Below are 20992 nucleotides of genomic sequence, written 5' to 3'. Positions count from 1 at the left end.
CGGTAACTCATTACAGTACCTTAAAAAAGAGCCATTTCTAATTAGAAATAGACTCTTTGACTATTCTCTCTTTTCAGAATTCTCGTACTAAATCCACCTATTATTTTCACAGCTTAGATGATGACATCACTTCTGTCAAGTAAAGCTTCTTATTTTAAGAACCCTTGTTTTTTTATAAAGTTTCCTACTTGTGGGCGTTTTGCTGTTGAAGTAAACTCCGCCATTTGCCTAGTCCATTTATCAGACCGTTTTCCATTTGTTCGCTCATAATAATACTGTTCCATTATTTGATCATATTCAGTGAGCGCCTTTTCTATTTTGCTTTGATCATAATTTTCATAATGAATTGCCGCCGCTTTCGGTAACCGAGGCTTTTGAGCCGGATCCTGATTCGGGTAACCAACACACAAGCCCATAACTGGAAATGTAAACTCTGGTAGATTTAACACTTCCGAAACCGCTTGGGGCTCATTACGAATCCCGCCAATCATGACGCCACCAAGTCCCATTGATCTGGCTGCTAGCAACATATTTTGTGCAACGAGAGCAGCATCAACCGCACCAACTATGACTTGCTCTTGTTCTCCTATTTCAAAAGGCTGCTCATGCATATCACTTGCCATTTTCAAGCGATAGTAATCAGCACATATTACGTAAAAAACAGGACATGTTTCTACATAAGTTTGATTACCAGCTAATGTAGCAAGCTTCTTTTTCATTTCTTTGTCTTTTATAACAAGAATACTGTAAGCTTGAACATGATGTGAAGTAGGAGCCCATCGTCCAGAATCCACAATCTCATTTACTTTCCATTCAGCAATATCTTCTTCCGTAAAAGATCTAATAGATCGATGACTTTTTATTAAATCAGTAACCGTATTATGTTCCACTTTTATACCTCCACTTATTTGATAATCTATAATAAGTTTACAAGATTTGTCTCATGAATGAAAGTTTGAGCTCCATTCATAAGGATTCACGTGGAATAGATCCAACTAAAGAGGCCATCGCATTGCGATGACCTCAAAGGAAGAACACATTATTGTCCCTCTATGTGTTATTTGATAACCTAGTCTCGGTTATTATTGTAATGCTGCACTAACTTCATCAATCATCCCAACTGTTGATGTTAAACCACCACTTGTGATGTACCAGTAGACAGGATCTAAGTAAATAATGTTTCCACTTTCATAAGCTTGCGTTGTTTTAACTACTTCATTTTCAATTGTTTGTTGAGCAGATGATTCGCCACCAACAATAGCCCCTCTATCAACTACAAACAAATATTCTGGGTTTTTCTCAGCAATATATTCAAAAGAAATATTTTGTCCGTGATTAGAGACTTCAATATTCTCATCAACTGCTTTTACTCCAAATTCATTATGAAGAATTCCAAATCTTGAACCAGGACCATACGCACTAATTGAACCATCATTTGCTAAGATGATTAAACCTTCAGTATCGTTTGTAGAAGCTTCTTCTTGTAATGAATCAAGTGATTCACTAATTTGAGCAAGTTCTTCTTCAGCCTCTGCTTCCTTGCCGAAAATCTCAGCCAGAAGAGTAACATTATCAGTCATTGACTCAATATAATTTGCTGTATCAACAGCCATAAATAAAGTTGGTGCAATTTCACTTAACTCATCATACGCTTCTTGAGCACGACCAGAAATAATAATTAAGTCTGGTTGGAGATCATAAACTTTCTCGAAATCAGGCTCATGCAATGTGCCAGCTCCTTCATATTCTCCTCCGAATGCAGCTAAATACTCAGGAAGTCCACCGCTTGGTTCACCAATACCTGTTACAGCATCTACTTCTAGAGTTTCTAACACATCAAGAACACCTAAATCAAAAACAACAACACTTTCAGGATTCTTTGGAACAACAGTTTCACCGAATTGATGAGTTACTGTTATCTCTGCGTCTTCTTCATTTACAGTCTCAGCTTCAGCTGCTGGCTCTTCTTGAGTTCCATTTTCAGGCTCTGTGCTTGTCTCTGAACTACATGCTGCGATAAATAATGCTAACAATCCTGTCATTAGAACGAATAACAATGACTTCTTCATTTCTTAATTCACTCCTATAATTTTGATTAAAGTAGACTTACAACAGGACAATCATCATGAGAAAGATTATCATGATCAAACAAAAAAAAGAGATGATCCCATTGTTAGAAGCCGGGACAAAACAGCTTGTTTTTAATAAAACTGTTAAGTCCCAGCCTCTATAAAACTATTTATTAAAGAGATGACCTTCCCCCAACAAAGGGATTTTTAATCACATCGTTTAATCTAGGCAAAGTAAACACAAATCTTTTTATCTCCAACACAGTTAATTGGGATATCCATGTCATAAATCTTTTTTAAAACGTCATGCGTGATAATTTCTTGTGCTGGTCCTTCCTTTACAATCTTTCCATCTTTTAACGCAACGATAAAATCTGAATAACAGGAAGCGAAATTAATATCATGTAAAACGATGACAACCGTTTTTCCTAACTCATCAACCATTCTTCTAAGAACTTTCATAATTTGAACAGAATGCTTCATATCTAAATTATTTAATGGTTCATCTAAAAGAACATATTCTGTATCTTGAGCTATAACCATTGCAATATGAGCCCGTTGTCTTTGTCCACCACTTAATTGATCAAGAAACTTATCTTGAATATCTTCAAGTTCCATATAACGGATGGCTTCATCTACATGTTTAATATCTTCTTTTGTTAAATTGCCTTGCGAATAAGGGAAACGACCAAATGATACTAAATCTCTTACTGATAAACGAATAGATAAATGATTAGATTGTTTTAAAATTGAAATTTTCTTAGCTAATTCACTGCTTTTTGTTTGGCTTATATCAATGTCATCAATCTTAACTTCACCAGAATCTTTAGCAATCAATCGACTAACAATAGATAGTAATGTACTTTTTCCAGCTCCATTCGGTCCAATGAATGAAGTTATTTTCCCTTTATTAATTTTAACCGAGACATTCTCCACGACACTTTTAGATGCGTATTGCTTTGTAACATTAATCACTTCTACCATTTTCTCGTCTCCTTTAATAAAAGATATAAGAAGTACACACCACCGACGAAATTAATGATGACACTTAGTGGTGTTGAAAAAGCAAACACTCTCTCTACAAGTAACTGTCCACCAACTAGAGCTATAACACTAATTAAAATAGCGCCGACGATAAGATAATTATGTTTATACGTCTTCATAAATTCATGAGCTACATTCGCTACAAGCAAGCCAAGGAACGTAATTGGTCCAACTAATGCTGTCGCAATTGATACAAGAATGGCAACGACAACGAGTAATCTTCTCACCACTTTGTCATAATCGACACCTAGGTTCACCGCATGCTCTTTCCCAAGAGCTAATACATCTAAATACTTTAAATCTTTATAAAAGAATAGAGTTAAGAGAATCATGAGAATCAATGAAGCTCCTAATATGTCTGTATTAACGTTATTGAAGCTTGCAAACATACGATTTTGTACCGTTAGAAATTCATTCGGGTCAATAAGAACTTGCATAAAAGTCGTTAAACTCCCGAATAAAGTACCAAAAATCAATCCTATTAATAATAAGAAGTAAATGTTACTTCCTTCTCTTTTGAAAAGTAGTTTAAAGAACACACCGGCAAATAAAATCATTAACCCTACAGATACAGCAAAATTTAAATGCTTATTTACCATCACAATGCTCAATGATCCAAAAGTGAAAATAATAAATGTTTGAATTAACATATATAGGGAATCTAAACCTATAATACTAGGTGTTAATATTCGGTTATTGGTGATTGTTTGAAACACCATAGTTGAAAATGCAATTGCTGCTCCAGTTAAGATAATTGCTGCGATTTTATATCCTCTTCTTGGCAGGACATATTCCCAGTTACCATTTGCCCCAACCGTCATATATAGAACAGTCAGTCCAACTGCTATAACGAGTAACGATATTAACTTCCCTTTAAAACCCATAACGTTTTCTCCTTAACAATAAATAAAGAAAAATACCGCTACCAATAACTCCAACAGTGAGACCAATCGCTATCTCATAAGGATATATAATTAAACGCCCTAAAATATCACAGAACAGAACAAATATTGCTCCTAAAAGGGCTGTATACGGAAGATTTTCTCTTAAATTATCACCTTTATAAATCGTAACGATATTCGGAATAATTAATCCAAGGAATGGAATCATCCCTACGGTTAATACAACAACGGATGTTATTAATGCAACAATAATTAACCCAATATTCACAACCTGTTTATAATTCAATCCAAGATTCACTGAAAATTCTTCACCCATTCCAGCAACAGTGAAGCGATTAGCAAAGAAATAGGCAATTAATAATACGGGAATACTTATGTATAAAAGTTCATAACTTCCTCGTACAATTCCAGCAAAGTTTCCTTGTAGCCATGCAGACATGTTTTGAATTAAGTCAAAACGGTAGGCGAAAAAAGTTGTAATTGAGCTAACAATGTTCCCGAACATAAGACCAACAAGCGGAATAAAAATCGTATCTTTGAATTTAATTCGCTCCAATATCTTCATGAAAATAAACGTCCCTATTAATGCAAAAGCAAAAGCAACAAGCATTTTTTGAAGGGGGCTAGCAGAAGTAAATAGGATCAAAGATACTAAGATTCCGAGCCTAGCAGAATCTAATGTACCAGCAGTTGTTGGAGAAACAAATCGATTTCTTGTCAGTTGCTGCATGATTAGACCACAGACACTCATCCCAACTCCGGCAATAATAATGCTTATAAGTCTTGGAAATCGAACAATCAAAAGTGTTTGAATTTGCTCTTCGCTTAACCGAAAAATATCCAAGGGTGATATATCTCTCACTCCTATGAACAAAGAAGCAATTGATAAAAGAATCAAAATAATGACTAGATAACGTTTTCGCATAACTGGGCCTACTCTTTCTATCTCTACAGATTTATCTCGTTTCCTATAAGCCTCATAAATAGCGTAAATGATAATCATATTCAATAAGAAACAAAAGAATAGAGCAATTAAATTGATAATGATTATCGCTCTAATTTCATTTTAAAGCTAGTCGATAATGATTGTCAATACTATCTAATTAAATAATTGTTTAAACAACTATATTTCCGAAAAAGATTTTTTAAGGCATGCAAGTCAAATATTACAATATAAATATACATTCAATATAATTGTTTAAACAACAAAGGACCAATAGCATTCCGTATCAATAAAACAAAAAGCACTTCATTCTCAATTAGAATAAGTGCTTTGTTGATTAATCTGATAAATTTTCATCTATTTGATATAAAACTTTTAAAAATGTCTTCATATCCTCATCACTTATATTCTGTGATATCTGTTCTACTGTCTTTTGGGCCTGTTCAATCATTGCTACTTGTAAACTTTTTCCGGCATTTGTTAAGAAAATTAAATTGGTTCTTTTATCGACAGGATGAGGAATGCGAGTTACGAGATCTCTTTTTATCATATTGTTAATTAGCCTAGAAACACTAGCTGAATCTTTATTCGTTAGAGAAGCGAGGCGATTTTGTGTTAGACCATCTTCTTCCCATAACCGTATCATAATGGCCCATTGTTCATTCGTTACCGGTAAATCATTTTGCTTGAAATTGTTATTTAGCCTGTTAGTAACTAACCTAGCCGTGTTTGTAATTTTATAACCTACGGATTCTGCTAATATATATTTATCATAAGCCATCTGAGTACCCCTTATGTCAAGTCATCTAATCAAAATCGTACATGAACAATTTGAATAAGGCAAGATGCATTCATGCTAAAACCCCTTATCAATAAAGGCATTTCCAAAATGACAATGTTTGCCTTTTGAAAATACCTCTTTTAAAAAATAATATGAGCCATTAACACGATAATTGGGAGTGTAATAATTGTTCGCTCTAAAAATATGATTACTAAATCGAGGAATGTAACCGGAAGTTTAGAAGCAAGCAGTAACCCTCCTACCTCTGACATATATATTAACTGAGTTACAGAAACACAAGCAATCACAAATCTAGTAAAATCACTTTCGATTCCGCTGCCAATAACAGCTGGTAAAAACATATCTGCAAATCCTACTACCATTGTTTGCGCTGCCTGTGCTGCTTCAGGTACTTGCAAAACAGATAAGATTGGCACAAATGGTGCTCCTAACACCTCGAATATGATTGTATGCTCAGCTGCGACTAAAGCAAGGGTACCTAAAGCCATTACAACTGGGATAACACCAAACCACATATCGAAAACATTTTTTACTCCGCCTTTAACAGTACTAGCAACCCCTGTATTTGCACTCGCACGTCGTACCGCTAACTTCAAACCATATTGAAACAAGTTTAGCTCTCCTAAATCATTGGTTTCCGTTTGTTTGCCTTCAACGATATAAGTATTTGGCTTTCTCGATAAAGGAGGAATCCGCGGACAAATAACAGCAGCGACAAAACCCGCTAATACTATCGTTAAATAATATTGGATAAATAAATGTTCTAAATTCATATATGTTAAAATGACGATACTAAAGGTAATGGATACAACAGAGAAAGTTGTCCCTATAACAGCGGCCTCTCGTTTTGTATAAAAACCTTCTTCGTATTGTTTATTTGTAAGCAGAACACCTATTGTTCCATCTCCCATCCAAGAAGCTAAGCAATCAATGGAAGAACGACCTGGCAACGTGAATACTGGCCTCATAACCTTATTAAGCATGACACCGAAGAATTCAAGCAACCCATAGTTTAATAACAAAGGTAAGAATAATCCCGCAAAGAGAAAGATGGTAAACAATAATGGTATCAATTCAAATAATAAAAGCCCACCTGTATCGCCTGACCAGACCCACTCTGGACCTAATTTAAGCAATGTCATTACCGCAAATATAAATCCTAGAATTCGAATGAAAAGCCATGATGGATGGACTTGAAAAAGACTTTTCATGAAAGGCTTATCTTCTATGAAAGAAGGCTTTAGTAAAGTCATCCATGCAGTTAATAATGCTACTATTAGTAAAATGACTGTCATTACTGTCGGCAAAGCATGTAGTAACAATCCTTCAACTTGTTTTGCCAAAAAGGCAACAGGAATCGTTATATCACCGTTCACCTTTAAAGGAACCATGAATAAAAATACTCCCACTAAGGAAGGAATAATGAATCGTAAATAATTAGCGATAGTCCTATTCTGCGCTGATGTATTTACCTTTTGTCTGTTTTTTCCTGTCAAAATAAAACCTCCTCCACTTTACAAGAAACATAATTATACACTTAAATTAATTTTTTTCCTAGTAGAGAAGCCACTAATTCTACAGCGATGTCAGCGGTTTGATTTTTATTGTCCAAAATGGGGTTCACTTCAACAAACTCTGCTGATGTTATCATCCCTGACTCAGCTAACATCTCCATTGCTAAATGACTTTCACGATATGTAACTCCCCCCAATACCGGTGTCCCTACACCTGGTGCATCGACAGGGTCTAAAGCATCTAGATCAAGACTTAAGTGAACACCATCTGTTCGATCTTTCAAGTAGGAGATTGCTTCTTCCATGACAGCTGTCATTCCTTTACGATCAATTTCATGCATTGTAAAAACTTTTATACCTTCTTGTTTAATTAATTCCCTCTCACCTTCATCAATCGATCTTGCCCCGATAATAACGATATTCTCTCTCTTAACCTTAGGTGAATATCCTCCAATTTCAGTCAACAGTGGATGTCCTAAGCCTAAATTAATTGCTAGTGGCATTCCATGAATATTACCAGATGGTGACGTGTCTGCTGTATTTAAGTCGGTATGTGCATCATACCAGATGACACCTAAATTCTTATAATGCTTACTTATCCCTGCAATTGATCCGATACTCATGCTATGGTCACCACCTAAAACAAGCGGGAAACCTCCTTTTGAAAGAATTTGGTCAAGATCTCTACATAGTTCCTCACTTGTTTTAATTACTTCCTGTAAGTTCTTCAAGTTCTGCTCTTGCTTACTCCCATTCGAAGAACGATGAATCGTAATATCTCCATAATCTACTACATCAAAACCTAATTCTTTGATTCCCTCAATTAATCCTGCATATCGCATTGCACTAGGTCCCATATCAACTCCACGACGAACTTGTCCTAAATCCATCGGGACTCCTACAACTGAAACTTTAGTATGTTTATTCATAACGTATCCCCTTCCGGTTAACTACAACGTCTTTGTACGTATACATATTTTGAAAAAAGTCGTAACAATCGTTACAACTTTTTTCATGATCATTCTACTTTCTTGAAAGAAATCCTTTTAGAGCAAACGAAACATTCTGTGGTCTTTCTGCTAATCTCCTCATAAAATACCCATACCAGTCTTTCCCAAAAGGTACATACACCCTCATTGTATATCCTTGCCGTGCAATCTCTTCTTGTAACTCCTTCCGAAACCCGTATAACATTTGGAATTCGAATTGATTGCGAGGAATGTTGTTCTGATGGCAAAACTCTTTTACTTGTTCTATGATTCTGTGATCATGTGTCGCAATAGCCGTATAGCTTCCTGTTAATAAATGTTGCTTAATAATCTTCATATAGTTAGCATCAATTTTCTTCTTATCTTGAAAGGCCACTTTAGCAGATTCCTTATAAGCGCCTTTCACAAGGCGCAATGGAATCCCCTTTAATTTTTCCAAATCATCTTTAGCACTATATAGATAAGCTTGTATGACAGTTCCAACATTATTATACTTTCTACGAAGCTCTTTAAGCATTTCTAGAGTTTGATGGTAATGGGTATAGTCTTCCATATCAATTCTCACAAAATTATTTGTCCGTCTTGCCGTATCTAATATACGATTCATATTGTCCAAACAGAGCCTTTTATCGATATCTAACCCAAGCTGGGTTAACTTTACAGATAAATTACATTTGACACCGGCTTCCGAAATTGCTTCAAGTGTATCCACACAAACGGTTGTTGCCTGCACTGCTTCTTCTTTCTTAAATACAAATTCTCCTAAATGATCAACCGTACAGACTAATCCTTTGTCATTGAGCTCTTTTACAGATTTGATGACGCTCTCTATAGAAACTCCAGCAACGACTTGAGAAGCTCCCAATCGTAATCCCCATCGCTTTGCACCTTTATTCAGTACTTTGCTTTTTGATAAGTAGAGAAAGAAGTTCTTGGTAAGCTTTTCAACCAACGCAAATCCCTCCTTTTCTTATTTAGAAAGGCTATCAGATTCTTATACAATTCGCTAAGTATCTAAAAGTTCCCGACGTCATCAGTTCATGTAAATTACACTAAAGGTGCTCAATATAAATATATGCTCTAGTATTCTAAACAATCACCATGCCTTTTCTAGACTATAGAAAAAGAGAATAATTTCAAAAAAGTTAGTTACTCTTTTAAAAATTATCCTCCTCTAAAAAATGCTTCAGTAATTAATCTTTATTGGCTCGATCTGCTGGATAAACAATGTTCATTTTCATTCTAGCCTCTTCTAAAATGCGAGCAGTTATGAGTGAATTCTCATAAGTATTAATATTTGATTCCTTTTCATTATTCTTTACTAATGAAATAAATTCCTCTATTTCATACAACATTGAATGTTCATCTTGAGGCAAACTAATTTGCTCAGACGTACCATTACGATATTGAATCTTCAGTCCCTTAGGCGGATTCATATGATCGATCAGAATACTTCCTTCCTCACCTTGTATCTCTGAAGGAAGATAAGAGTTTGAAATTTTCGAGTACATGATTACAGCTTCCATCTGATCATATTTCAATAGTAAACTTCCTTCACCATCAACCCCCGATTCTAGCATGTACGATTGCCCAAGAACTTGCTTAGGTTCTCCAAATAGAGCAACTAAAGGATATACACAATACACGCCTAAATCCATTAGAGCACCATTAGAAAATTGAGGATCAAATGTATTTAGCTGTTCACCAGCTTTATAACGATCATATCGTGAAGAGTATTGACAATAGCTAGAAACATATCGCCTAACCGTTCCAATTTTCTTGATATGTTTTTTGATTTCATTAAAATTTGGAACAAACGTTGTCTTTAATGCTTCCATTAATAGTACGTCATTTTCCTTTGCACAGGTAATCATTCTCTCTACTTCGGCTGTATTAGAAGCAAGTGGCTTCTCACAAAGGACATGCTTACCATTATTCATCATCAAAATCGCTTGATTTGCATGATGGGAATTAGGACTCGCTATGTATACGGCATCTACTTCACTACTTGTCGCTACTTCTTCTAAACTTGTATAGACAAAAGGCGCATTATATTGGTCTGCAAATAATTGCCCTCTTTCTTTTGTCCTTGAATAAACAGCCGTTAACTCAAAGCCTTCTACTTTCCTTGCTGCTTTAATAAAATTTTCAGTGATCCAGTTTGTTCCAATGACTGCAAATCTAATCATCGTTAACCTCCGTTGCTTTTCGATTTATCGGTAACATAATTGTCATCGTTGTTCCGACATTTAATTCACTTTTTATTAACAAACTCCCTTGATGAGTATCTATAATTTTTTTGCTAACCATTAACCCTAAGCCTGTACCCTTTTCTTTTAACGTATAAAAAGGTTCTCCTAACCGTGGAATTAAGTTCTCAGGAATGCCTGCTCCTTCGTCTGCAATGGCAATTGATACAAATTGCTCTACAATTGTTACATGTGTTGTAATCATACCACCACTTTTCATTGCTTCCATTGAATTCTTATAGAGATTTATAAGTACTTGCCTCATTTGATTTCGATCAAAATAGATATGCGGAATTTCTTGATCAACAACTAGTTTCATTTCTACATTTTTTAAAAGCGCTTGCGGCTGAAGAAACTGGGTAACATCTTTGATAAAAGCTTGTACACACTCCATTTGATAATTAATCACTTGCGGCTTTGCAACAACCATAAATTCATTCGTGATCATTTCAAGGCGATCGATTTCATTTAACATAATGTTAATATATTCTGCATTCTTCTCATTTTTTTCCTTTTCGATTAGTTGAATGAATCCCTTAATCGTCGTTAAAGGGTTTCTAATTTCATGAGCAAATCCTGCAGCAAGTTCACCTACTACTGATAGTTTCTCCGTTCTTCGAAGTAGTTCTTCCGTTTTGATTAGTGTTGTAATATCTATTACATTTCCAAGTACTTCAACAATCTCTCCATTTCGTGTGATCGGTTCGAGAGTTGCTAAAAAGATTAAGTCATCTGAAGGAAGCTCAAATTGATATTCTAATTTCTCACCTTGCCAAGCTCTTTCATTATATGTAGATAACCTCTCAGCTTCATAGTCATTATATAAAATGTCAATTGGTTTCCCTATTAATTTACCTGGTAAAATATTATTCTCGGAGAGTAGTTTCCCATCAATTAAAGTAATAATAAATTCATTGTCTATTTTTTTGAATTTGTAAATAATGCCGTGATGTTGCGCTATTGTTTCTTGAAGCTCTTGTCTCGCTTCTTGAAGAGCCTTTTGCGCTTTAGTTTGTTCTGTAATATTTCGCAAAATGGAAGCGCATAGTATTTCACCCTCAAATCTTTTTATTGGAGAAACAGTCATACTAACATCAATTAGCCTTTTCTTTTTATCTTGACGAACAGTCTTATAATCAATAATTGATTTTCCGCTCTTTAGCACTTCAATTAATTGGAAAAATTCTTCGTTTCGTTCTTCAGGGATAAGTTCATTCACTGTCAATGGTTCATGCTCATCATAACCGAACATCTTTGTAAAAGCAGGATTCCTCCTTACCAACACTTTATCATTTAAATTATAGATAAAAATAGCATCATCGGTATTTTTAAAAAGCGATTCTAATTCGCTTTCGATGTCTTGCAGTTTCTCTTCTGTCTGCTTTTTATGTTCAAGAGGCAACTTTATAGTGGCATAATAAAAGGCTTTCATAATAAAGAAGTATCCTACCACTTTATATACATGACCAGCAAGGTGTGTAAGATCTTCAATTGTTAAATACAACACCATAGTAACCCCACAAAAGATTAGGAAGAAGCAAGCTCTCATTAAATTTAATAAAAAGATACTTTTGTTTCTTTTATAATCACGCCAAATAAAAATAATTGCCCCTAAGTGGACAATGACAACAGCTAATTCTAACGCTTTTTTTACTAGTGTTGTTCCTTCATTTGTTATTAATATTGGTAAATATTCAGCGTAAACAATTATGAAATAGGAACTGATCAGTGGTACAAAACTAAAAAGCATTAACCATGTATACTTCTGATACTTCCTACTTAACGCCTTACTTTTCTTTAATAAATAAAGACCTACAATAAAGGCAATAGATTCGGTTAACCTCGCTAGCATCCACAACCAAATTGTCGCCTGTGTATTTTCATCAGGAAAAAAAGGCATTCCCGGAAAAATAAAAGTGTGAAGAACATCAAAAATGGCAACCATTAAAAAAGTTAAAGCGAAAAATAGCAATACTCTCGATTGAGTAAAAGGATAGGTTAACCAACCATAAATGAAAATGGAAACGGAAACAGCAATACTGATTAATTCTAATAATGTATGTAGAACTAGGTGATTCTGCACCTCAAATGTCCCTGCATATAACCCTTGGAGAAAAACTAATAAAAACAATCCTCCTCCACCTAACAGGACTAAACTCACCGTATATCTTTCACTCTTTGTTAGCTGCATGATTCCACCCCGACTCTAATGTACTACTATTATATCATTACAGGAATAGGCATTTTTTACAATGAGAAAATGGCTCTATTAAGAACATAAAAAAACCTCTACCTTAGTGGATAGAGTGTTAATAATGGACATTCTTATTATTTCCCTTCGCTTTTACTGTACTTTTTCAGTTCTTCAATAATGATTTGTTCGGTATCTCCTTTTTCTAAAGATACTCCATACAAAAGACCTTTCAAGTAATTTTTTCTCCAAACAATCTCACCCGCTAAAAGTAACAGATTTGAATTTAGTTGAACTTTGATTTTTATAGCTTTGACACGATCACTTTCAAGTACATTCTTGTTTATATAAAGTTGCACCCCTTTAGGACTCATATTTATTACCTCTGCATCATATACACGTTCTGGTTCATTCATAACGAGCACTTCGCAGCGAATAGGCTTCCCAAATTCATACCTAAAAGGTTCATTACGATTATATCTCTTTAGCATCGTACAAAATTCCTTTCATTTCTATTCAAATTATTAATGTCATAATAATTGTTAACAAGTTTCCCTACTTTTTAGTTTATCAAACTTTTTTGTTCGAACAAAACTGTGAAGTCTCCATGATAGATCTTTTTTAAAAGATTGTTTTGAACCAATTCATTTAGAAAGATCCAAACGCATAGAAGATTACGAATAAAAGAAAAAAGGACAGATCAACTTTGATCCATCCCTGTATTTTATTTGTTAGTTCTTAAGCCAAAGCTTCTTCTTCCTTCTTAAAGAATGTCTTCATCGCATGATAGACATCGCCTTTTTCCTTCAGGATGTAATGACGGAAGCGAATATCATCAATGTTTTTATAAGCACTCATTAATGTCGAATGGCGACTGTATTGATTCACTTCACCATAGCCAAACATACTCGAAACATCCATGAGTTGCTCGACTAACTTTAAGCAACGCGCGTTATCAGATGTTAAGTTATCTCCATCAGAAAAATGGAATGGGTAAATATTGTATCGTTTAGGATCATACTTGTTATCGATTACTTCTAAAGCTTTTCGATAAGCAGAAGAACAAATAGTCCCTCCACTCTCACCTTTAGAGAAAAAGTCTTCTTCAGATACGACTTTTGCTTCTGTATGGTGTGCAATAAACTCAATATCAACTGTTTCATACTTTGTTCTTAAGAAACGTGTCATCCAAAAGAAAAAGCTGCGCGCCATATATTTTTCCCAACGTCCCATTGAGCCACTTGTATCCATCATAGCAATAACGACTGCTTTCGATTCTGGTTTGGTCACTTCATTCCACGTTTTAAAACGAAGATCATCATTATAAATTGGAATTAATCCTGGTCTTCCTTCAAGCGCATTTCTTTTAATAGCAGATAAGATCGTTCTACGCTTATCAATATTCCCCATTAAACCTTTTTTACGAATATCATTGAAATCAATATCTTCAATAATAATTTCATCTTCTTCTTTCTTCTGGAGATTAGGTAACTCTAATTCTTGGAAAAGCATTTCTTGAAGCTCCATAATCGAAACTTCCGCCTCCGAATAATCCTCTCCTGCTTGGTCTCCTGCCCCTTGCCCTTTCCCAGGGCCTTGTTGTTTCTTTGCGTTCGGGTCTCTTGCAACTACATCGCCTACCTTACTGTCCCCCTGGCCTTGGCCTACATGTTTCGTTTTATCATAGTTATAACGAATTTTGTATTCGTCTAAAGAACGAATTGGAATCCGAATCACATCTCGACCATTCGACATGACAATATTCTCTTCGCTGACAAGATCTGGCAAGTTTCTTTTGATTGCTTCTTGAACCTTTTCTTGATGACGTCGCTGGTCTTGATGTCCTTTTCGATGAAGAGACCAGTTTTCTTGTGACACGACAAATTGACGTTGATTATTGTTCGCCATGTGATTCCCCTCCCTTTATTTCTTATCCAACACCTATTCAAAGTTTTCACGTAAATACATTCACATAATTCAGTTTACTAGCATAAGATGGTCTCGAGTCGCGGTAGAGAAGTAAGCTTTTAATAAAGTGGCTTACTTTATCCTATGCAGACAGGGAGGAGAGTTGCTAATAAATTCTGACAAATCTTCTGATTTCATAAATTGGACAAGCAAAATAATAAATCTTAATAGAAAGTTCTTTAAAAAACAAAAAAAGATCGCCGAAAAAGTACGACAATCCCCTCATCTTATTATTGAATAACACCTGCTTCATTCAGAGGCCAAAAACGCAAATCAACTTTGCCAACTATTTGTTCATAAGAAATCGGCCCAAACCTTCTACTATCAAGACTATTTTGACGATTGTCACCTAGGACAAAAACAAATCCTTCTGGGATAGTCATTGGAAAAGCAAAGTTAGGAGTATACGGTCCCCATTTATACTCTTCAATCTTTTCTTGTAGAAATGGCTCGTCAATCGCCTCATTATTAATATACAAAATATCATCTTTATAATAAACTGTATCTCCTGGTAACCCGATCACGCGTTTAATATAATCGTCTTGTTCATTTGCATGAAAAACAACTAAATCAAATCGTTCGGGCTCTTTAAATTCATAACCAATCTTATTTACAATGAATCGCTCTCCATCAAATACATTAGGCATCATTGATTCGCCTTGTACTTCATAACTCGTAAATAAAAACATTCGTATAACGGTCGCAAAAGTAAAGGCAATGAGGAATATTTTAACCCATTCCCACCACACAACTTTACTATTCTCTTTCACGTTTTTTTACCCTCCGACTAAAAATAGTACAGATATCTCATCAATAAGAGACACTTCTATCTTTCAATCATTGTAACATGTTTCCATTAGTCATGGCACTTAAATAAAGGGAGCGTCTCAAAGGTCTGATATTGACCATTTGAGACGCTCCCGAACAGACTTTTGAAACTGTCTGTTTTCGTTTACCTATTTAGTAGACTTCCAACATAACGAAGAAGCTCATTAGCAGATGTTGAGTTATACCCATGTTCATCAATTAATCTCGCAATAACTTCATTGACTTTCTTTAACTGTGACTCATCAGGAGTCTTTGTTGAAGTAGTGATTTTCACGATATCTTTTAGATCCGCAAATAGTTTCTTCTGAATCGCTTCCCTTAACCTCTCATGCGAATTGTAATCAAATTTCTTTCCTTTTCTTGCATAAGCCGAAATACGAATTAAGATCTCTTCACGAAAAGCCTTCTTAGCATTTTCAGAAATACCAATTTGTTCTTCAATTGAACGCATTAGTTTTTCATCTGGAGTCATCTCTTCACCCGTTAGAGGATCACGAAGCTTATTCTTATTACAATAAGCTTCAACATTATCAAGATAGTTATCCATCAATGTTTTAGCAGACTCATCATAAGAGTAGACAAAAGCTTTCTGTACTTCTTTCTTAGCAATCGTATCATATTCTTTTCTTGCAACTGCAATAAAGTCCATATAACGCTCACGATCTTCTTTCGTAATAGAAGCATGTTCACTTAATCCTTCTTTAATAGACCGAAGCACATCAAGTGCATTGATAGACGTGAGCTGCTTTCTAATAATCGCTGAAGAAATACGGTTAATCACGTAACGTGGGTCAATTCCACTCATTCCTTCATCCGGATCTTCAACCTTTAATTCAGCTAAATCTTGTGAGTTAAAGCCTTCTACACTTTCGCCATTGTAAAGACGCATTTTCTTTAAAAGATCAATTCCTTGTTTCTTCGGTTCTTTTAATCTTGTTAAAATGGTAAAGATGGCGGCAACCTTTAAAGCATGTGGAGCAATATGAACATGAGCTAGATCACTCTCTTCAATCATCTTCTTATAAATTCTTTCTTCTTCACTAACCTTCAAATTATAAGGGACTTTCATCACTATAATCCGTGAATGTAAAGCTTCATTTTTCTTATTAGCAATAAAAGATTTATACTCTGATTCATTCGTATGAGCGACAATTAACTCATCTGCACTAATTAAAGCAAAACGGCCCGCTTTAAAATTCCCTTCCTGTGTAAGCGAGAGTAAATGCCAAAGGAACTTTTCATCACACTTTAACATTTCCTGAAACTCCATCATCCCTCTATTCGCCTTATTTAACTCACCATCAAATCGATACGCTCTTGGATCTGACTCAGAACCATACTCAGCAATTGTCGAAAAGTCAATACTTCCAGTTAAATCGGCAATATCTTGAGACTTCGGATCAGAAGGACTAAACGTTCCAATCCCCGTGCGCTTATCTTCAGAAAAGAAAATTCGCTCAACGATAACATCTTCAATTCTTCCACCATATTCCTCTTCTACCCGCATCATATTTAACGGTGATAGATTACCTTCAATCTTAATTCCATACTCTTCATAGAAATCTTTGCGAAGGTGGTTCGGTATTAAGTGAAGAGGGTCTTCATGCATTGGGCAGCCTTTAATGGCAAAAACAGCCCCATTTTCTGTTCTTGAATACTGCTCTAGCCCACGTTTTAACATTGTGACAAGTGTTGATTTACCACCACTAACGGGTCCCATTAATAATAAGATCCGTTTTCTTACATCCAATCTCTTTGCTGCAGAGTGGAAATATTCCTCTACTAGCTTCTCAAGCGACTCTTCCACACCATAAAGTTGATCTTTAAAAAACGTATACTCTTTTTTACCGTTTACTTCTTCAACTCCAGCATCTTTAATCATATTATAAACACGGGAGTGAGCAGTTTGGGCAACCCACGGCTTCTCCTTCAACAGGTCTAAATAGTCAGCAAATGTTCCTTCCCACTTTAAACGTTCCTCTTCTTCTCTGAAATGCTCAATCTTTTTTAATATAGTCATGTAAGGTACCTCCATCCTCGTGGTCAAGAGCGAGATTAATAAACCATATGCAAAAAGGAAAGTGAACATGCATCACTTTTTGATTTCTTCCTCACAATTTGACTTTCCTTACTGTTTCCATAACCTAAAAAAATTTTTTAATGGTACAATACGTGTAGTAAATGTCGAAAAGAGTGTGTGAAATGATGAAATCTTCAACAGGTTGGACAATTATTGGCCTTATATTTGTAGTTTATATCTTTTTAATTATCGAAGTAAGTGCAGAGGTAAAAAACATCAGAACTTTATCAGATGTTATAGATGACCATGTTAATGTAAGAGACATTACTCTTTCAAGCAACAGTCTCATGCTAGATCGTAATGGAGATGTAATTAGCGAAATTTTCCGAGACGAAAATCGAGTGTATCTGCCTTATGATGAACTTCCGGCATTAGTCATTGATGCCTTCATCGCTACGGAAGATCAACGCTTCTTTGAACATAAAGGATATGATGCTATAGCCATTGTAAGAGCAATTGCTTCTAATGCTAAACATGAAAATATTGAAGAAGGCGCTAGTACGATGACCCAGCAACTTGCACGTAATCTTTTTCTTACCCATGAACAATCCTATAACCGCAAAATGAGTGAAATTCTATACGCTCATGAAATTGAAAAAAATTACTCAAAACAAGAGATTATAGAGCTTTATTTAAATTCCGTTTATTTCAGTAATGGGGTTTATGGCATTGAAGCTGCTAGTAGATATTATTTTAACAAACCAAGTGAACGTTTAACACTTGCTGAAGCTGCATTTTTAAGTGCTGTTCCTAACAACCCAAGCCATTATGACCCAATTAAGCATAGTGATCGTACTTCTTTAAGACAAGCTTGGATCTTACAAAAAATGTTAGAGTTAACCTTTATTTCAGAAGAACAATACGAAGCAGCTCTTATGGAAAATGTTACTTTGACTGTCAGACAAAAAATTGATTTACATTCTGATTATGTCACATACATTCATCAAGAATTTATTGACTTAATTGGCGAAAGCGAAGGGTTCAATCACAAGTTCAACAGCACAAATTCAGACGATGAAAAACGTCTTATTGAGCAATCGTTGAATGAACGTGTCCAGGATCTACTTCAACAAGGTATCCACATCGAAACAACACTGGACCCATTTGTTCAAAACTTAGCTATTAAAGCCATTCATCGTCACGTACCAGAGCATGATATTCAATCTTCTGCTGTAGTCATTGATCATCAAACGAATGAACTCATTGCCTTAACAGGAGGAAAAGAGTATCAAAAATTTGATTTCCATCGCGGATTTCAAATGTATCGGCAACCCGCTTCTGCAATTAAACCATTGCTTGTGTATGCACCATATTTAGAAGAATATCAAGTTCCTATTCAAAGTACGATCAATGCAGATAACTTATGTATAGAAGAGAACGGTAAACCGTACTGTCCACAAAATTATGGAGGCGGTCAATACGGAGTGGTCCCACTTTCAACCGCTCTAAAACATTCCTATAACACCCCTGCTGTTCGTATTATGGACAGAGTTGGAATTGACACTGCTTTTTCCTATCTAGAACCGTTTGCTTTCGCAAAAGTTGATTCTGATGAACACCGACTCGCTTCTGGATTAGGAGGCTTTACGTATGGAGTAACCCCTCTAGAACTTACAAGAGCTTATACCACTTTCGCCCATGAGGGTTCCTACCACAAAGCATATGGAATCAAACAAGTAACGGACAAAGAAGGAAATCTGCTTTATAGTTGGGACCAAAAAGAAATAGAGGTATGGAGTAAACAAACAAATGACAAAATGAGAAAGTTATTAGCTGAAGTTATGACAACTGGTACTGCTAGAAGGGCTCAAGTCAACACACCTTATTCAGGTGGAAAAACAGGTACTTCAAGCGATTACTTTGATCTATGGTTTGTTGGCCTAACCGATCAATACACAACCGGCGTTTGGGTCGGAAAAGATAAATGGTCGAGTATTGCTCATATTTCTGATCGAGCCCCACATTTGGAAATTTGGAGAGAGTTAATGAACTAGGTATTTAATTCAAAAGGCAAGCCTTTTCGCCGGCTTGCCTTTTGTCTATTTCGTTAAATCAAACTCTTCAATTTGCCCACCCTGACTAATAACCATTCTCGCGCATGGTTTATTTGTTGTATTTCTTTTAAAGCTTCTTGTCATTTTATAGTGTGATGGACGACTATGTTTAGAAGAGCAATTAGAACCATGGCAAGGAGTCACATTCAATAAATCATCACCAAAGATCTCTTCTAAGATCCCAAAGAGAAAAGTATTGCCTGTTGAATCCGTACCTGTCAGTATTAGAGAAGCTATTTCCGGCTCAGAGGGTAAGTCTGATAATGAAAAAGTATAAAATACGTCAAACATTTCTCCGTTGAATTGAACTACTCCTAATCCAGAAGTAGATAAATAGGTTTCATTTTGTATTGTAAAACATTCCGGTTTACTTATGCTTGTAGCTGTAAAGTTAACTTCGTCAAACGTGAACGTAACAAAACTCCCATCAAGTTTACAACCAGGACATATATTAGCAACGATAAACTCTCCATTTACAAAGCCACTACACTTACAAACTTTTCCTCTTTTGTCTTCTTTGTCTTTCGTTTCAACTTTCTTTCTCGAACTACATCCACAATTTACTTTAACAACTTGATTTATACTAATATTCCCAAGATCCTTTACCTTTTTTTTATGGTGTTTCTTTTTTCCCATTCTACTATCACTCCCTATTTGTCGTTTAATAGTAAGATATGATAATTGCATGTACTTTGAATTGGCGCTTGTCCTCAAACTTTCAAAAAAAGGCTTTAGAATAAGAATGTATCATTTGTATATTCAAAAAGGATGAAACCAATGGTTTCATCCTGATCACGTTAGCTAAAATGGCAAACTAGCCATAAAGCTGTTATAAAGTTTTACCATCGCAAGAACAATAGCTAAGATAAAAACGCTCCAAAAGATGATTTGAAAGAAGATAAACCCTATTAAACCAGCTAAAGTCAAAGTATCGCTGATCTTATATACAAGGAAGATAAAGTACGCCAAGGTCGCTATAACAAACACAACGACTAGCACCAAGAGATACTGGGCAAGAAAAAGAGCAATAATACTTGAGGCGAGAAAGATCCATGATCCTGCTCTCACTTTATTTAATTCATTGCCTTCTTCATCCTTTGAAAAAAAGAGCATTGATAGCTCAATCATTGTATCGGCAATTAATTTTAACGCTGAAAACACCATAAAGAAAAATAATTGCATTAAAAAAAGTATTGTTATTTTTATGCCACTCTCTGAAATAAATTCAAGCATTCCATTGTAGATCCCTAGGTCGACCAATTGTGTTAAAATAAATCCTTGAGAAAAAATAGCAAACGCCAAACTATAGAGAAGAATAGATATTAGAGGAAAATGGCTTGTGATATAGCGATTTGACAT

At 35.3% G+C, this 20992-nt stretch carries 18 protein-coding genes; 1 reads left to right on the top strand and 17 read right to left on the bottom strand.

The features are described 5' to 3' along the window. Positions 1-149 precede the first annotated feature (149 nt). The 15 genes from nfsA to BkAM31D_RS03790 all read right to left on the bottom strand — a co-directional run bounded on the left by nfsA (position 150) and on the right by BkAM31D_RS03790 (position 17519). Positions 150-890, bottom strand: coding sequence for an oxygen-insensitive NADPH nitroreductase (nfsA, locus tag BkAM31D_RS03860; RefSeq protein WP_066156016.1), 741 nt, complete (start codon positions 888-890; stop codon positions 150-152). A 192-nt stretch (positions 891-1082) separates the two neighbouring features. Beyond that, the gene (locus tag BkAM31D_RS03855; RefSeq protein WP_066156019.1) at positions 1083-2069 is read right to left on the bottom strand and encodes a siderophore ABC transporter substrate-binding protein; all 987 of its coding nucleotides are present in this window, start codon (positions 2067-2069) and stop codon (positions 1083-1085) included. A 225-nt stretch (positions 2070-2294) separates the two neighbouring features. Continuing rightward, on the bottom strand, positions 2295-3053 hold the full coding sequence (locus tag BkAM31D_RS03850) for an iron ABC transporter ATP-binding protein (RefSeq protein ID WP_066156022.1): 759 nt from the start codon (positions 3051-3053) through the stop codon (positions 2295-2297). Beyond that, on the bottom strand, positions 3047-3997 hold the full coding sequence (locus tag BkAM31D_RS03845; RefSeq protein WP_066156025.1) for an iron chelate uptake ABC transporter family permease subunit: 951 nt from the start codon (positions 3995-3997) through the stop codon (positions 3047-3049). The genes BkAM31D_RS03850 and BkAM31D_RS03845 overlap by 7 nt, the downstream gene beginning before the upstream one ends. After that, positions 3987-4940, bottom strand: a complete 954-nt coding sequence (locus BkAM31D_RS03840) for an ABC transporter permease (protein WP_066156028.1) — start codon at positions 4938-4940, stop codon at positions 3987-3989. The genes BkAM31D_RS03845 and BkAM31D_RS03840 overlap by 11 nt, the downstream gene beginning before the upstream one ends. Positions 4941-5295: 355 nt before the next feature. Further along, positions 5296-5739, bottom strand: a complete 444-nt coding sequence (locus BkAM31D_RS03835) for a MarR family winged helix-turn-helix transcriptional regulator (protein ID WP_066156031.1) — start codon at positions 5737-5739, stop codon at positions 5296-5298. A 140-nt stretch (positions 5740-5879) separates the two neighbouring features. Beyond that, positions 5880-7256, bottom strand: a complete 1377-nt coding sequence (locus tag BkAM31D_RS03830; RefSeq protein WP_066156034.1) for a YjiH family protein — start codon at positions 7254-7256, stop codon at positions 5880-5882. Between the two features lie 41 nt (positions 7257-7297). Beyond that, positions 7298-8203, bottom strand: coding sequence for an arginase (gene rocF, locus BkAM31D_RS03825; protein WP_066156036.1), 906 nt, complete (start codon positions 8201-8203; stop codon positions 7298-7300). A 94-nt stretch (positions 8204-8297) separates the two neighbouring features. Next, positions 8298-9215: a proline dehydrogenase family protein gene (locus BkAM31D_RS03820; RefSeq protein ID WP_066156039.1), complete on the bottom strand. Its 918-nt coding sequence runs from the start codon at positions 9213-9215 to the stop codon at positions 8298-8300. 241 nt (positions 9216-9456) lie between these two features. Beyond that, entirely contained in the window at positions 9457-10452 is a 996-nt protein-coding gene (locus tag BkAM31D_RS03815) for a Gfo/Idh/MocA family protein (protein WP_066156042.1), read from the bottom strand. Then, positions 10445-12703 (bottom strand): MASE3 domain-containing protein, encoded by a 2259-nt coding sequence (locus BkAM31D_RS03810; RefSeq protein WP_066156045.1) that lies wholly within the window; start codon positions 12701-12703, stop codon positions 10445-10447. Before BkAM31D_RS03810 ends, BkAM31D_RS03815 begins: the two co-directional genes overlap by 8 nt. A 137-nt stretch (positions 12704-12840) precedes the next feature. Further along, a complete protein-coding gene (locus BkAM31D_RS03805) occupies positions 12841-13119 on the bottom strand; it encodes a PilZ domain-containing protein (RefSeq protein WP_235820475.1) in 279 nt (92 codons plus the stop codon). Between the two features lie 322 nt (positions 13120-13441). After that, a complete protein-coding gene (gene yhbH / locus BkAM31D_RS03800; RefSeq protein WP_066156051.1) occupies positions 13442-14611 on the bottom strand; it encodes a sporulation protein YhbH in 1170 nt (389 codons plus the stop codon). 290 nt (positions 14612-14901) lie between these two features. Next, positions 14902-15441, bottom strand: coding sequence for a signal peptidase I (gene lepB / locus BkAM31D_RS03795; RefSeq protein ID WP_066156054.1), 540 nt, complete (start codon positions 15439-15441; stop codon positions 14902-14904). Between the two features lie 182 nt (positions 15442-15623). Then, the gene (locus tag BkAM31D_RS03790; RefSeq protein ID WP_066156057.1) at positions 15624-17519 is read right to left on the bottom strand and encodes a PrkA family serine protein kinase; all 1896 of its coding nucleotides are present in this window, start codon (positions 17517-17519) and stop codon (positions 15624-15626) included. A 182-nt stretch (positions 17520-17701) separates the two neighbouring features. Here BkAM31D_RS03790 and BkAM31D_RS03785 point away from each other — a divergent pair, with 182 nt between their 5' ends. Next, positions 17702-19573 carry a transglycosylase domain-containing protein gene (locus tag BkAM31D_RS03785; RefSeq protein WP_235820477.1) on the top strand — a complete coding sequence of 624 codons (1872 nt, stop codon included), beginning with the start codon at positions 17702-17704 and terminating at the stop codon, positions 19571-19573. Between the two features lie 45 nt (positions 19574-19618). Here BkAM31D_RS03785 and BkAM31D_RS03780 read toward each other — a convergent pair whose 3' ends face one another. Together BkAM31D_RS03780 and BkAM31D_RS03775 are read right to left on the bottom strand one after the other, a co-directional pair. Continuing rightward, entirely contained in the window at positions 19619-20269 is a 651-nt protein-coding gene (locus BkAM31D_RS03780) for a hypothetical protein (RefSeq protein WP_066156060.1), read from the bottom strand. 165 nt (positions 20270-20434) lie between these two features. Then, positions 20435-20992 (bottom strand): DUF5366 family protein, encoded by a 558-nt coding sequence (locus BkAM31D_RS03775; protein ID WP_066156063.1) that lies wholly within the window; start codon positions 20990-20992, stop codon positions 20435-20437.

The sequence above is a fragment of the Halalkalibacter krulwichiae genome (genome assembly GCF_002109385.1).
In the GTDB taxonomy this organism is placed as follows: Bacteria; Bacillota; Bacilli; order Bacillales; family Bacillaceae_D; genus Halalkalibacter; species Halalkalibacter krulwichiae.
This window is presented reverse-complemented; position numbering and strand designations above follow the sequence as displayed.